This is a genomic window from Pseudomonas sp. Root401, from assembly GCF_001425105.1.
Classification (GTDB): domain Bacteria; phylum Pseudomonadota; class Gammaproteobacteria; order Pseudomonadales; family Pseudomonadaceae; genus Aquipseudomonas; species Aquipseudomonas brassicacearum.
On sequence record NZ_LMDO01000012.1, the window covers coordinates 54,047 to 67,668 of the forward strand.

11 protein-coding genes are annotated in these 13,622 nt (G+C 61.4%); 9 read left to right on the plus strand and 2 right to left on the minus strand.

The features are described from left to right. Positions 1–26: 26 nt before the first annotated feature. From prlC to ASC85_RS10280, 3 genes are all read left to right on the plus strand, one after another. Positions 27–2,105, plus strand: coding sequence for an oligopeptidase A (prlC, locus tag ASC85_RS10270; protein ID WP_013691985.1), 2,079 nt, complete (start codon positions 27–29; stop codon positions 2,103–2,105). Continuing rightward, entirely contained in the window at positions 2,102–2,383 is a 282-nt protein-coding gene (locus tag ASC85_RS10275; protein WP_038856965.1) for a YheV family putative zinc ribbon protein, read from the plus strand. Before prlC ends, ASC85_RS10275 begins: the two co-directional genes overlap by 4 nt. A 112-nt stretch (positions 2,384–2,495) precedes the next feature. Next, positions 2,496–4,484, plus strand: coding sequence for a M3 family metallopeptidase (locus ASC85_RS10280; protein ID WP_057449244.1), 1,989 nt, complete (start codon positions 2,496–2,498; stop codon positions 4,482–4,484). Between the two features lie 3 nt (positions 4,485–4,487). On the opposite strand, the gene ASC85_RS10285 is transcribed toward ASC85_RS10280, so the two are convergent. Then, complete coding sequence (locus ASC85_RS10285) at positions 4,488–5,168, minus strand: phosphatase domain-containing protein (protein ID WP_057449576.1); 681 nt, start codon at positions 5,166–5,168, stop codon at positions 4,488–4,490. A 183-nt stretch (positions 5,169–5,351) separates the two neighbouring features. Between ASC85_RS10285 and ASC85_RS10290 the strand changes: the two genes are divergently transcribed. From ASC85_RS10290 to ASC85_RS10300, 3 genes are all read left to right on the plus strand, one after another. Further along, positions 5,352–6,410: a PA0069 family radical SAM protein gene (locus tag ASC85_RS10290; protein WP_057449245.1), complete on the plus strand. Its 1,059-nt coding sequence runs from the start codon at positions 5,352–5,354 to the stop codon at positions 6,408–6,410. A 202-nt stretch (positions 6,411–6,612) separates the two neighbouring features. After that, the gene (locus ASC85_RS10295; protein ID WP_057449246.1) at positions 6,613–7,344 is read left to right on the plus strand and encodes a carbonic anhydrase; all 732 of its coding nucleotides are present in this window, start codon (positions 6,613–6,615) and stop codon (positions 7,342–7,344) included. 91 nt (positions 7,345–7,435) lie between these two features. Then, entirely contained in the window at positions 7,436–8,962 is a 1,527-nt protein-coding gene (locus ASC85_RS10300) for a SulP family inorganic anion transporter (RefSeq protein WP_057449247.1), read from the plus strand. Positions 8,963–9,121: 159 nt separating this feature from the next. Here ASC85_RS10300 and ASC85_RS10305 read toward each other — a convergent pair whose 3' ends face one another. Beyond that, a complete protein-coding gene (locus ASC85_RS10305; protein ID WP_014335872.1) occupies positions 9,122–9,772 on the minus strand; it encodes a hypothetical protein in 651 nt (216 codons plus the stop codon). Between the two features lie 373 nt (positions 9,773–10,145). On the opposite strand from ASC85_RS10305, the gene coxB reads away from it, so the two are divergent. The 3 genes from coxB to ASC85_RS10320 all read left to right on the plus strand — a co-directional run bounded on the left by coxB (position 10,146) and on the right by ASC85_RS10320 (position 13,611). Then, positions 10,146–11,273: a cytochrome c oxidase subunit II gene (gene coxB / locus ASC85_RS10310; protein WP_057449248.1), complete on the plus strand. Its 1,128-nt coding sequence runs from the start codon at positions 10,146–10,148 to the stop codon at positions 11,271–11,273. An 82-nt stretch (positions 11,274–11,355) separates the two neighbouring features. Next, a complete protein-coding gene (gene ctaD / locus ASC85_RS10315) occupies positions 11,356–12,942 on the plus strand; it encodes a cytochrome c oxidase subunit I (protein ID WP_057449249.1) in 1,587 nt (528 codons plus the stop codon). Positions 12,943–13,059: 117 nt separating this feature from the next. After that, on the plus strand, positions 13,060–13,611 hold the full coding sequence (locus ASC85_RS10320) for a cytochrome c oxidase assembly protein (protein ID WP_057449250.1): 552 nt from the start codon (positions 13,060–13,062) through the stop codon (positions 13,609–13,611). Positions 13,612–13,622 lie beyond the last annotated feature (11 nt).

Genomic DNA, 13,622 nt, shown 5'->3' on the forward strand with positions numbered 1-13,622 from the left:
GCGTCGATTGTAATTAAGATGGGCCCATGTTTCTTCCAGCCAAGGTGTCGACCGTGAGCGTGAACAACCCTCTTTTGCAGCCCTATGACCTGCCGCCATTCTCGGCGATCCGTGCCGAGCACGTGCAACCGGCCATCGAGCAGATCCTGGCTGACAACCGTGCCGCCATCGCCGAGCTCCTCAAGACCCAAGTCCAGCAGCCTACCTGGGCCGGCCTGGTATTGGCGATGGACGAGCTCAATGATCGCCTGGGCGCGGCCTGGAGCCCGGTCAGTCATTTGAACGCGGTGCGCAACAGCCCTGAACTGCGCGAAGCCTACGAGGCCTGCCTGCCGGCGCTGAGTGCCTACTCCACCGAGCTGGGCCAGAACCGCGAGCTGTTCCAGGCCTTCGAAGCCCTGGCGAGCAGCCCTGAAGCCGCCGGTTTCGACGTGGCGCAGAAAACCATCCTGGAACATTCCCTGCGTGACTTCCGCCTGTCGGGTATCGACCTGCCGCCGGAGCAGCAGAAGCGCTACGCCGAAGTGCAGAGCAAACTGTCCGAACTGGGCAGCCGCTTCTCCAATCAACTGCTGGACGCGACCCAGGCCTGGACCAAGCACGTCACCGACGAAGCCGCCCTCGCCGGCCTGACCGACTCGGCCAAGGCGCAAATGGCCGCGGCCGCCCAGGCCAAAGAGCTGGACGGCTGGCTGATCAACCTGGAATTTCCCAGCTATTACGCGGTGATGACCTACGCCGAAGACCGCGCCCTGCGTGAAGAAGTCTACGCCGCCTACTGCACCCGCGCCTCGGACCAGGGCCCGAATGCCGGCCAGAACGATAACGGCCCGGTGATGGAACAGATCCTCGACCTGCGTCAGGAACTGGCCCAATTGCTCGGTTTCGCCAACTTCGCCGAGTTGAGCCTGGCGACCAAGATGGCCGAATCCAGCGATCAGGTGCTCAGTTTCCTGCGGGACCTGGCCAAGCGCAGCAAGCCGTTCGCCGCCCTGGACCTGGAACAGCTCAAAGCCTTCGCCGCCGAACAGGGCTGCCCCGACCTGCAAAGCTGGGACAGCGGTTTCTACGGTGAAAAACTGCGCCAGCAGCGTTACAGCGTGGCCCAGGAAGCCCTGCGTGCGTACTTCCCGATCGACAAGGTACTGGGCGGCCTGTTCGCCATCGTGCAACGCCTCTACGGCATCGAGATCGCCGAACTGAAAGGCTTCGACACCTGGCACCCGGACGTGCGCCTGTTCGAAATCAAGGAAAACGGCCAGCACGTCGGCCGCTTCTTCTTCGACCTCTACGCCCGCGCCAACAAGCGTGGCGGGGCCTGGATGGATGGCGCCCGCGACCGTCGTCGCACCTTCGAGGGCGTCCTGCAAAGCCCGGTCGCCAACCTGGTGTGCAACTTCACCCCGGCTGACAGCGGCAAGCCGGCGCTGCTGACCCACGATGAAGTCACCACCCTGTTCCACGAATTCGGCCATGGCCTGCACCACCTGCTGACCCGCGTCGAACACGCCGGCGTGTCCGGCATCAACGGTGTGGCCTGGGATGCCGTGGAGCTGCCAAGCCAGTTCATGGAAAACTGGTGCTGGGAGCCTGAAGGCCTGGCGCTGATTTCCGGCCACTACGAAACCGGCGAGCCACTGCCCCAGGACCTGCTGGAGAAAATGCTCGCGGCGAAAAACTTCCAGTCCGGCCTGATGATGGTCCGCCAGTTGGAGTTCTCGCTGTTCGACTTCGAGCTGCACGCCACCCACGGCGATGGCCGCAGCGTGCTGCAAGTGCTCGAAGGCGTACGCGACGAAGTGTCGGTCATGCGTCCACCAGCCTACAACCGCTTCCCCAACAGCTTCGCCCACATCTTCGCCGGCGGTTATGCGGCGGGCTACTACAGCTACAAATGGGCGGAAGTGTTGTCGGCCGACGCATTCTCCAAGTTCGAAGAGGACGGCGTGCTCAACGCCGACACCGGGCGTGCCTTCCGTGAGGCGATCCTGGCCCGTGGCGGCTCGCAGGAGCCGATGGTGCTGTTCGTCGACTTCCGTGGCCGTGAGCCGTCGATTGACGCACTCTTGCGCCACAGCGGCCTGACCGAGGACGCGGCAGCATGAGCGAGGGACCTGTGATTACCAAGCGACGCTTTATCGCCGGGGCGGTCTGCCCGGCCTGCAGCGAGCCGGACAAGTTGATGATGTGGAACGAAGACGGCGTGCCGCACCGTGAATGTGTGGCCTGCGGTTATTGCGACACACTCAACGAGCAAGGCCTGTCGGTGCCCAAGGAATTGGGCACCCGGGTCAATACCTCGGCGCTCAAGGCTCCGGACGCCAAGGTCCAGGCGGTGCAGTTTTTCCCCAACCCCAAGTTGAAGAAAAAACCGACTGAATGATCCGGTATCACCTTCCGGGCCCCACGGCCCGGAAGCGATACATATATACCGCCCGCCACCACACCTTCCTTTGCAGACTGTTCATCACGTCCAGACTGAGAGGAAGGCTGCCATGCCCGACGATGCCAATCCGCTGTTGCAGGCCTATGACCTGCCCCCTTTTTCGCTGATCCAAGCCGAACACTTTTCACCGGCCCTTGACCGGATTCTTGCCGAGAGCCGCGCTCAAGTCGCCGAAATCATCAAGACCCAGACACCCTTCCCCACCTGGGACGACCTCGTGCTGGCGATGGACGAGATCCACGCCCGTTTGAAGAGCTTCGGCTATGTGCTGGAGCGACTGAGCTGGAACAGAATAGGCGACGCCTGGGTCCAGGCCTGGCTGGACTGCAGCGAACGGCTACAGGACTTCCAGCGGTCGCTCAAACACCATCCCGACCTGTTTCAGCTTTATCAGCGCTTGGCGAACAGCCCGATAGCCCGACATTTCACGCCGGCGAGAAAAAGAACCCTGGCAAAGGTCCTCCGGCAGTTTCGCCAGAACGGCTTGGCGCACACCGCACAGGCCGACTTGAAAGACCTGCAACTGCGTATCCAAGGCGCCCGGGACTTGTTCCTGGAACACTTGCACGAGGCCAATAAAGCCTGGAGCCGAACGTTTGACGACGAGGCCCGGTTGAGCGGTCTGCCGTCGTCCTTCAAACAACGCATGACCGACCAGGCGCGGATGGCTGGACGCAAGGGCTGGTTGCTGACGCTCAACGAGGAGTCGTTTCGTATCGTCACCCGTTACGCTGACGATCACGCTTTGCGCAAGCAAATGTACGTCGCCTTCAGTACGCGTGCATCGGATCAGGGGCCCCATGCCGGCGTGTTCGACAACGGCGAAGTCCTCGCGCAGTTGCTCAGGGATCGCCATGAGCACGCCACGTTACTGGGCTATTCGAATTACGCTCAAATGGCGCTCGAACCAGAGCAGGCCGAGTCGCCGGAACAGGTCCTGTCGTTCTTGCAGGAACGGCTCGCCCAGCAGCGCAGCGTATTTGCCCGGGACACCGAGCAACTGGAAAAATTTGCCGCAACGCAAGGCTTCAGCGGCCTCCAGCCTTGGGATCATCAATACCTGGCCGAAAAGCTTCGGCGGCAAACGACTGGGGTTTCGGAGCAGGCCACCTGTGCCTGGTTTGAACTGGAGTCGACTTTTGCACAGCTGTTGCTGATCGCCAGGGACCTGTTCGGCGTGAACATCGTTGAACGCCAGGACGTGGCGACCTGGCATCCGGACGTGCGCCTTTTTGAAGTCCGCGAGGGGGACGAGACCGTGGGCTACCTCTATTTCGACCCGTTTGCAGAGGCGAACCAGGACGGTTTTCCCAATACCACCACCCTGCGCAATCGCCGCGTCACCGCCGAAGGCCGGCCTCGGCTCCCCATCGCGGTCTTGCATGGCTGGTTGCCGCGTGGCTCAGGCGCAAACCCGGTGTTGCTGGATCATCGGCAGCTGCGCATCCTCTTTCATGAGTTCGGCCATTGCTTGCATCACGTCTTGACCCGGGCTGAATACCACGAAATTTCGGGCATCTCGGAACTGTCCCGGGGTACGGCCGAATTCGCCGGGGTGTTGTTCGAGCAATGGTGCTTCGCCAAACCCTGCCTGATGCGTGTATCGAAACATCACCAAACCGGGGCGCCCTTGCCGGACACCCTCGCCGATCAATGGCTGGCCTACCTCCATACCCAGACCAGTTGGGACAGCGCCTCGTTCTTGCGTGATGCGCTGTTCGACATGGAATTGCACCGCAGCCACGGCGACGGACGCACCGCCCAACAAGTATTCGATCAGGTCAGCGCACAGGTCGGGCATCTGCCGGTGTCTGCAACCGAGCGCTGGCCCAATGGCCTGGACTACATGGTGACCGGCTATGGTGCCGGCCTCTATGCCTATGCCTGGTCGAGGGAATTGGCGAAAACCGTTTTCCAGAGATTCAAGCGCGACGGGCTGTTCAACCGGGAAACCGGGCAGGCGTTGCGCGAGACGATTTTCGGGCCGGGCGATTCGCGACCGTTGTCTGAGTCGATCACGGTGTTTCTGGGCACGTAGCGATCATCGCTCGGGAAGCACAACCTGAGGGTCGAGGTGACGCGTCGTCGTGGTTGAGTTGACCCAGCTTTCCAGGGAACAAAGGGCAAAGACGCTGGTGCTGCAATCGCCATTCGCCAGCGCCACGCGGAGTTTGTCGACATCGGCCTGCATCATGTAGCGCACCCCGTCCTTGAAGTGATGACTGTCACCGAAGCCCCCTTCGGTCATTTCGTTCAAGGCGTCCTCTTTGCTCCAGCCCTGCACCACCACCCGGTACATGGCGGCGACCAGGCCAGTGCGGTCCGAGCCGTGCTTGCAGTGCATCAGCACCGGTCCCTTGGCTTCGGCCGCCTGGACGGCGCGCAAAGCCCTGAGGATGTCGCTGTCATCGACATGATTGGTGCGATAGGGCAACTGCACTTGCTCGATGCCGGGGGTGGACAGCCAACGCTTGTCCGACTCCGGCAGGAAGGTAATAACCGTGCCGATCCTGAGTTTGCTCAGCAAGGGCAGCGCTGCGCCATCCGGCAGGGAGCTGCGGTAAAGCGTCGGAGACATCTGGTAGAGGTTGTAGGCCTTTTCCACCGGCTGCGCCCATTCAGCGGGCCTTGCGTCAGGGGAATCGGCCGCTTGGGCGGGGATCTCGGCCAGTCCGACGAGCAAGGCCAGGCACAGCAGTGAACGGGAACAGAGCTTGAGCATGCACGGACGACCGAAAACGAAGGAATGCGAGATCAACAGTTTCGGCTCGCTGCGGTTAAAAGCCTGTGAGGAGAACGTCAAAGCGTTGTGAACGATGATCGGGTATTCGGGCTGCTGAATGGCACTGGTCTTAATCGAATGCAACGAATACTGTATGCACATACAGCTTTTCGGAGTACTCCCATGTCAGCTTCACTTCCGCCTCGCGGCCGCGGCACCGCGACCAACCCGCACAACCGCTTCGCCCCGAGTCGCTCGGTGGCCGAAGATGACGGCTGGTATCAGGAAGTCCCGCCGACCCAGGGCACCGAAGTGCGCATCGAAATGGCCAAGACCATCATTACCCGCAACACCTCGTCCGATATCCCCTTCGACCGCTCGATCAACCCGTACCGAGGCTGCGAACACGGCTGCATCTACTGCTATGCGCGGCCCAGCCATGCCTACTGGGACATGTCGCCGGGGCTGGATTTCGAAACGAAGCTGATCGCCAAGACCAATGCCGCCGATGTGCTGGAAGAGCAATTGTCCCGGCGCGGCTATCAATGTGCGCCAATCGCGCTGGGGTCCAACACCGATCCCTATCAGCCTATCGAACGCGAACAACGGATAACCCGGCGGATTCTCGAGGTGCTGCTGCGCTATCGGCATCCGGTGACCATCGTCACCAAGGGTTCGCTGATCCTGCGCGACCTGGACCTGCTGACCGAGCTGGCGCAACAACGCCTGGTGCACGTGATGATCAGCCTCACCACCCTGGACGATGAGCTCAAGCGTATTCTCGAACCCCGTGCGGCGGCGCCCAAGGCGCGGTTGCGGGCGATCAAGGTCATGCGCGAGGCGGGCATTGCCGTGGGGGTGCTGTGTGCGCCGATGATCCCGATGATCAACGACAGCGAGATCGAAAGCCTGCTGGCCGAAGCCCACGCCGCCGGTGCGCAGAATGCCGCCTACGTCATGCTGCGCCTGCCGCTGGAAGTCGCGCCGCTGTTCGAGGAGTGGTTGCAGGCGCACTACCCGCAACGCGCCGCCCATGTGCTGAGCCTGGTCCGCCAGAGCCGTGGCGGTGAACTGTATGACAGCCGCTTCGGTGCGCGGATGCGTGGCGAAGGCCCGTTCGCCGACCTGCTGGCCCAGCGTTTCGCCAAGGCACTCAAGCGCTTGGGGCTTGAGCGTCGCGACGGATACCATCTGGATTGCGATGCCTTCTGTCCGCCGGGCCGACAGATGTCTTTGATTTGATTAAAGTTGACCTTGGAACGGCTGCTGGACATGATCTGCGCCAGTGTTTTGCCACCCCTGGAATCGTTGTCCTAGAGCCTTGGATTTCAGTTTGAGTTAAGTTTCGGCCGCTACCTTGTTCAGCGAGTGACTGACGGGTCGAACACCTCGACCTGGATGTTTTTTAACCAGCCACTGGCGTCAACGTCAAAGAGGATGAATCATGAGTGACAAGGATAAACAGCCGTTGGCTGCGTCGGCTTCAGCCCAACCCGAGGCGGAAACCGCCGATGCAGCGCTGCAGCACATTGTTGACGGCTTTTTGCATTTCCATCACGAGATCTTTCCGCAACAGGAAGAGCTCTTCAAGAAACTCGCCACCGCCCAGAAACCCCGGGCGATGTTCATCACCTGCGCCGATTCGCGCATCGTGCCCGAGTTGATCACCCATAGCTCCCCCGGCGACCTGTTCGTGACCCGCAACGTCGGCAACGTCGTGCCACCTTATGGGCAAATGAACGGCGGCGTCTCCACCGCCATCGAATACGCCGTACTGGCCCTCGGCGTGCAGCACATCATTGTCTGCGGCCATTCCGATTGCGGCGCCATGCGTGCGGTGCTCAACCCCGATACCCTGGAAAAAATGCCCACGGTCAAGGCCTGGCTGCGCCACGCCGAAGTGGCCAAGACCATGGTCCATGACAACTGTCCGTGTGGCGACGAAAAACAGATCATGCCGATCCTCACCGAAGAGAACGTGATCGCGCAGTTGCAGCATTTGCGAACGCATCCGTCGGTCGCATCGCGCATGGCCAATGGTCAGTTGTTCATCCATGGCTGGGTGTACAACATCGAGACCAGCGAGATCAAAGCCTATGACGCGGACCAGGGACGTTTCCTGCCGCTCGATGGCAGCCATCCGATACCGGTGGCGACGCCCAAAGCGCGCTTCTAACCACTCCTAAACATCCTTGTGTGGTTCAGCCTTACCGCTATTTGCGCGGTAGGGCCTCGCCATGCCTGAAGAAAACTTCGGGAGAGTCGCCATGCGTGCTCAATTAAAAGCTGTTCTGCCACGGGAGCTGTTGGCTTCGGTGGTGGTGTTCCTGGTGGCGCTGCCCTTGTGCATGGGCATTGCCATCGCCTCCGGCCTGCCACCGGCCAAAGGCCTGATCACCGGCATCATCGGTGGTCTGGTGGTGGGTTTCCTGGCCGGTTCCAAGCTGCAAGTCAGCGGCCCGGCCGCCGGGTTGGCGGTGTTGGTCTTCGAATTGGTGCGCCAGCATGGCGTGGCCATGCTCGGGCCGATCCTGCTGCTGGCCGGTCTGTTGCAATTGTTGGCCGGACGCTTTCGCCTCGGCTGCTGGTTCCGGGTCACCGCGCCTGCGGTGGTGTACGGAATGCTCGCGGGTATCGGCGTGCTGATCGTGTTGTCCCAGGTCCATGTGATGCTCGACGCGGCGCCCAAGCCGTCAGGGCTGGATAACCTGGCGGCGTTCCCGGCGGCGGTGGCCCAGGCCTTGCCGTCCTTCGGCTGGCAGGCTGGCCTGCTTGGTTTGTCGACGATTGCGGTGATGTGGCTGTGGGAGAAGTTTCGTCCCCACAGCCTGCGCTTCGTTCCCGGCGCCTTGCTCGGTGTTGGCCTGGCGACCGTCGCCAGCCTGCTGCTGGCCTTGCAGGTCAAACGCGTGGAAGTCCCGGAGAACCTCGCCGAAGCCATTGATTGGCTGCGCCCGGCGGACCTGCTGAACCTGGCCGACCCGACGCTGCTGATCGCCGCCTTCGCTGTCGCCTTCATCGCCAGCGCCGAAACCCTGCTGTCGGCAGCCGCCGTGGACCGCATGCACAGCGGTGACCGTGCGGACTTCGACCGCGAACTGTCGGCGCAAGGTATCGGTAACATGCTCTGCGGCCTGCTCGGCGCCCTGCCGATGACCGGGGTGATCGTGCGCAGCTCGGCCAACGTCCAGGCCGGGGCCACCACGCGGATGTCGACGATTTTCCACGGCCTGTGGTTGTTGCTCTTCGTGCTGTTGCTGTCCAGCGTGCTGCAAAGCATTCCGGTGGCGAGCCTGGCGGGGGTGTTGGTGTACACCGGTTTCAAACTGGTGGACCTCAAGGCGTTTCGCAGCCTGGGTCGCTATGGCCGGATGCCGATGTTCACCTATGCCGCAACGGCGCTGGCGATCATCTTCACCGACCTGCTGACCGGTGTGCTGATCGGCTTCGGCCTGACCCTGGCGAAACTGGCCTGGAAAGCCTCGCGACTGAAAATCAGCCTGATCGACCTGCCCCAGGAAGGCGAGATGGAACTGCGCCTGGTCGGCGCGGCCACCTTCCTCAAGGTTCCGGCGCTGACCCAGGTGCTGGGCAGCATACCGACAGGCGCGACCGTGCATGTGCCGCTCAATAACCTGAGCTACATCGATCACTCGTGCCTGGAGCTACTGGAAGAATGGGGCCGGGCGAATGCCAGCAAGGGTTCGAAGCTGCTGATCGAATCCCGCGGGCTCAAGCGCCGGTTGGAAGGGCGGTTGCGTACCACCGTAGGGGTTGGCGCAGCGACCGGTTAACCCTGCCCCTGTGGGAGCGAGCCTGCTCGCGATTGCGGTGGATCAATCGACATAAATGTTGAATCTCCAACCGCTATCGCGAGCAGGCTCGCTCCCACAGGATTTTGCGGTGAGCACAATGATTGTGAACACCCACAGGGGTTGTGTTTTGCTGCTGGATCAAGCCGCTGGCTGATCCAGCTCCAGCCCAACGCCCAGCTGGCGCGACAGGCAAGGCCAGCGCTTCCAGGCAGCGCCCGTGTCCGGGCTGCCGAGTTTCTCCCGGTAAGACTCCACCGACTCCAGCGCAAAGCTGTCTTCGTCGAGCATTTCGTCCACGGCGTGATGCACGGCTTCGTCCAACTGGTTGGCGAAGGGTTCGCCGATCAAATGGTGAGCGATCAGGTTGGCGACTGTCATGTCCAGCGGGATCAGCGGTTGGCTGAAATGCTTGATGTACAGGTCGTTGACCTCCTCTACCAGCCGATGGGCCAGGTAGGCTTCGTCCAGCAGGCTGTCCAGGCCAACGTGGCCCTCCATCAACTTCGGTGGCTGGAGGAAAAACTGTTCGGCGATTTTCAGTACCGGCTTGATCTGCGATTCGATACCGGCTTCGCGGGCCACCTCGTTGGCGGCGTCCAGCAGGTCTGGCACTTGTTCGATGTAAGCGGTGACAAAACGGGTCATGACGCCCTTCGCGTCGATGTCTGGCAATTGGATCGCGGCATGCAGGTGCGGTAGCTGAGCCTCCAGCTGACGGGTCAACTGGCCGGTCTCGGCCTCGTGTTGTTGGGCTTTTTGGATCTGCTCGCGCAATGCGGCGGTGTTCATGACAACTCCAGGAAACAAAGGCAATGAAATAGGGAAGACATAACTTAGCTGGCGCAAAAACACTCCTAAGACCTATTTTTCATAACCGCCCCTTCCTTGCTGCGTCACAGTTATATCGGTTTGCCATCACTCAGGTTCGCATCCTTCTCCATTCGTGGGCTCTAGCGCAAGCCCCGGCTGTTTCAAACGATTTACGCCATCGCGTTGCGAGGTTGCAGGTGCTGTCTATACTCGGGTTGGAATGGAGTTAGCTGATGACACCCGATTGCATGTGCAGCAAGGCGCGGCGAGTCAATTAAGCAGTCTGAATAGCCGATCCCTTGCCGCAGGCTTTACGCCTACGGGATAACAAGAACGATAAGGGGAACCCGCAATGACGCGACATCCACACGTATGGATGGGCCTCCTGTTGTGGTCGATTTTCAGCCAGGCACAAGCGGCCTGGACTGTGAATATGGCGCCTGGAGCGACACAGATCAGCAACGCAGTGTTCGACCTGCACATGACCATTTTCTGGATCTGTGTGGTCATCGGCATCATCGTCTTCGGCGCCATGTTCTGGTCGATGATCATGCACCGCCGGTCAACCGGCCAGAATGCCGCGCATTTCCACGAAAACACCCGCGTCGAAATCCTCTGGACCATCGTGCCCTTCCTGATCCTGGTGTTGATGGCGATTCCTGCCACCGCCACCCTGATCAAGATGTACGACTCCAGCGAATCGGACATCGATATCCAGGTCACTGGCTATCAATGGAAGTGGCACTACAAGTACCTGGGCCAGGACGTCGAGTTCTTCAGCAACCTGGCGACCCCTGCCGAACAAATCCATAACCAGAGCGCCAAGGGCGAGCACTACCTGCTGGAGGTCGACAAGCCGCTGGTGCTGCCGGTCGACGCCAAGGTGCGCTTTCTGGTGACCTCCGCCGACGTGATCCACTCCTGGTGGGTGCCGGCCTTCGCGGTCAAGCGCGACGCGATCCCAGGCTTCGTCAACGAAGCCTGGACCCGTGTCGACAAGCCCGGCCTGTACCGCGGCCAATGCGCCGAGCTGTGCGGCAAGGACCACGGCTTCATGCCGATCGTGGTGGAGGTCAAGAGCAAGCCCGACTACGAAAAATGGCTGGGCGAACGCAAGGCCGAAGCCGCGCAGCTCAAGGAACTGACCAGCAAGGAATGGACGCGCGAAGAACTCATCGAGCGTGGCGACAAGGTCTACCACACCACGTGCGTGGCCTGTCACCAGGCCGAAGGCCAAGGCTTGCCGCCAATGTTCCCGGCACTCAAGGGTTCGAAAATCGCCACCGGGCCCAAGGCTGACCACCTGAGCCTTGTCTTCCACGGCAAACCCGGCACCTCCATGGCCGCGTTCGGCAAACAGTTGTCGGAAGTCGATATCGCCGCGGTCGTGACCTATGAACGCAACGCCTGGGGCAACAACAAGGGCGACATGGTTACGCCTAAAGAAGTGCTGGAACTCAAACAGGCGGAAAGCAAATGAGCCGGCCTGACGTTTGTTCCCGCAACCGCTCGGGGCTCACCGCCCCGGGCCGCCCAGCCCACTCGTTCGAAGGAGACAGGACATGAGTGCTGTGATCGATGACCACGGTCATGCCGACCACGCCCACGGCCCCGCCAAGGGCCTGATGCGCTGGGTACTGACCACCAACCACAAGGATATCGGCACGCTGTACCTGTGGTTCGCCTTCTCCATGTTCCTGTTGGGCGGCTCGTTCGCCATGGTGATCCGCGCCGAGCTGTTCCAGCCCGGCCTGCAGATCGTGCAGCCGGAATTCTTCAACCAGATGACCACCATGCATGGCCTGGTGATGGTCTTCGGCGCGGTGATGCCGGCGTTCGTCGGCCTCGCCAACTGGATGATCCCGCTGATGATCGGCGCACCGGACATGGCCCTGCCGCGCATGAACAACTTCAGCTTCTGGCTGTTGCCGGCGGCGTTCCTGATGTTGGTCTCGACGTTGTTCACAGCCGGTGGCGGGCCTAACTTCGGTTGGACCTTCTACGCGCCGCTATCCACCACCTATGCGCCGGAAAGCGTGACGTTCTTCATCTTTGCCATCCACCTGATGGGCATCAGCTCGATCATGGGTGCGATCAACGTGATCGCCACCATCCTCAACCTGCGCGCCCCCGGCATGACCCTGATGAAAATGCCGCTGTTCGTCTGGACCTGGCTGATCACCGCGTTCCTGCTGATCGCGGTGATGCCGGTGCTGGCCGGCTGCGTGACGATGATGCTGATGGACATCCACTTCGGCACCAGCTTCTTCAGTGCCGCCGGTGGCGGTGACCCGGTGCTGTTCCAGCACGTGTTCTGGTTCTTCGGCCACCCCGAGGTGTACATCATGATCCTGCCGGCCTTCGGCGCCGTCAGCTCGATCATCCCGGCGTTCTCGCGCAAGCCGTTGTTCGGCTACACCTCGATGGTCTATGCCACGGCCGCCATTGCGTTCCTGTCGTTCATCGTCTGGGCGCACCACATGTTCGTGGTCGGCATTCCGCTGGTGGGCGAGCTGTTCTTCATGTACGCGACCCTGCTGATCGCCGTGCCCACCGGGGTGAAGGTGTTCAACTGGGCCAGCACCATGTGGCAAGGCTCGCTGACCTTCGAGACGCCGATGCTGTTTGCCGTGGCGTTCGTGATCCTGTTTTCCATCGGTGGTTTCTCCGGGCTGATGCTGGCCATCGCCCCGGCGGACTTCCAGTACCAGGACACCTACTTCGTGGTCGCGCACTTCCACTACGTGCTGGTGCCTGGCGCGATCTTCGGGATCTTCGCCTCGGCCTACTACTGGCTGCCGAAATGGACCGGCCACATGTACGACGAAACCCTCGGCAAGCTGCACTTCTGGCTGTCGTTCGTGGGGATGAACCTGGCGTTCTTCCCGATGCACTTCGTCGGCCTGGCGGGCATGCCCCGGCGGATCCCCGACTACAACCTGCAGTTCGCCGACTTCAACATGGTCTCGTCCATCGGCGCGTTCATGTTCGGCACCACGCAAATCTTCTTCCTGTTCATCGTGATCAAGACCATCCGTGGCGGCGAGCCGGCACCGGCCAAGCCGTGGGATGGCGCCGAAGGGTTGGAGTGGAGCGTGCCGTCGCCGGCGCCGTATCACACCTTCACTACGCCGCCGGAAGTGAAATGAACACGCAAGCTTCTGTGGGAGCGAGCCTGCTCGCGATAGCGGTAGACCAGGCACACCGCGTCGCCTGCATCGCGAGCAGGCTCGCTCCCACAGGGCTCGGTGCACGGAGCAGGAACCATGGCTGATTCGATTTCGATGAAGAAACTGGTCACCCGCCTGCTGCTGGTGGTGGTGGCCATGTTCATCTTCGGGTTTGCCCTGGTGCCGATCTACGACGTGATGTGCAAGGCCTTCGGCATCAACGGCAAGACCGGCGGGCAGTACGAAGGCGAACAGACCGTCGATGAATCACGGCAGGTGCGCGTGCAGTTCCTGTCGACCAATTCGGTGGACATGGTCTGGGACTTCTACCCCAAGGGCGATGAGCTGGTGGTCAAGCCGGGAGCGGTGAACGAGATGGTGTTCGTCGCCCACAACCCCACCGACCGGCCGATGAGCGCCCAGGCGGTGCCAAGTATCTCGCCGAGCAACGCGGCGGCGTATTTCCACAAGACCGAATGTTTTTGTTTTACCCAGCAAGTGCTGCAACCCGGCGAACGCATCGAAATGCCCATGCGCTTCATCGTCGACCGGGACATGCCCAAGGAAGTGAAGCACCTGACGCTGTCCTACACGCTGTTCGACATCACCGCTCGTCATCCACCGGTGGCTCTAAACACTGACCGATAGCGTGCCCGATA

What these genes read in the sequence shown, in the direction of transcription:
- prlC (WP_013691985.1), top strand. Translation starts at nt 27, where the DNA reads ATGTTTCTTCCAGCCAAGGTGTCGACCGTGAGCGTGAACAACCCTCTT.
- ASC85_RS10275 (WP_038856965.1), top strand. Translation starts at nt 2,102, where the DNA reads ATGAGCGAGGGACCTGTGATTACCAAGCGACGCTTTATCGCCGGGGCG.
- ASC85_RS10280 (WP_057449244.1), top strand. Translation starts at nt 2,496, where the DNA reads ATGCCCGACGATGCCAATCCGCTGTTGCAGGCCTATGACCTGCCCCCT.
- ASC85_RS10285 (WP_057449576.1), bottom strand. Translation starts at nt 5,168, where the DNA reads ATGCTCAAGCTCTGTTCCCGTTCACTGCTGTGCCTGGCCTTGCTCGTC.
- ASC85_RS10290 (WP_057449245.1), top strand. Translation starts at nt 5,352, where the DNA reads ATGTCAGCTTCACTTCCGCCTCGCGGCCGCGGCACCGCGACCAACCCG.
- ASC85_RS10295 (WP_057449246.1), top strand. Translation starts at nt 6,613, where the DNA reads ATGAGTGACAAGGATAAACAGCCGTTGGCTGCGTCGGCTTCAGCCCAA.
- ASC85_RS10300 (WP_057449247.1), top strand. Translation starts at nt 7,436, where the DNA reads ATGCGTGCTCAATTAAAAGCTGTTCTGCCACGGGAGCTGTTGGCTTCG.
- ASC85_RS10305 (WP_014335872.1), bottom strand. Translation starts at nt 9,772, where the DNA reads ATGAACACCGCCGCATTGCGCGAGCAGATCCAAAAAGCCCAACAACAC.
- coxB (WP_057449248.1), top strand. Translation starts at nt 10,146, where the DNA reads ATGACGCGACATCCACACGTATGGATGGGCCTCCTGTTGTGGTCGATT.
- ctaD (WP_057449249.1), top strand. Translation starts at nt 11,356, where the DNA reads ATGAGTGCTGTGATCGATGACCACGGTCATGCCGACCACGCCCACGGC.
- ASC85_RS10320 (WP_057449250.1), top strand. Translation starts at nt 13,060, where the DNA reads ATGGCTGATTCGATTTCGATGAAGAAACTGGTCACCCGCCTGCTGCTG.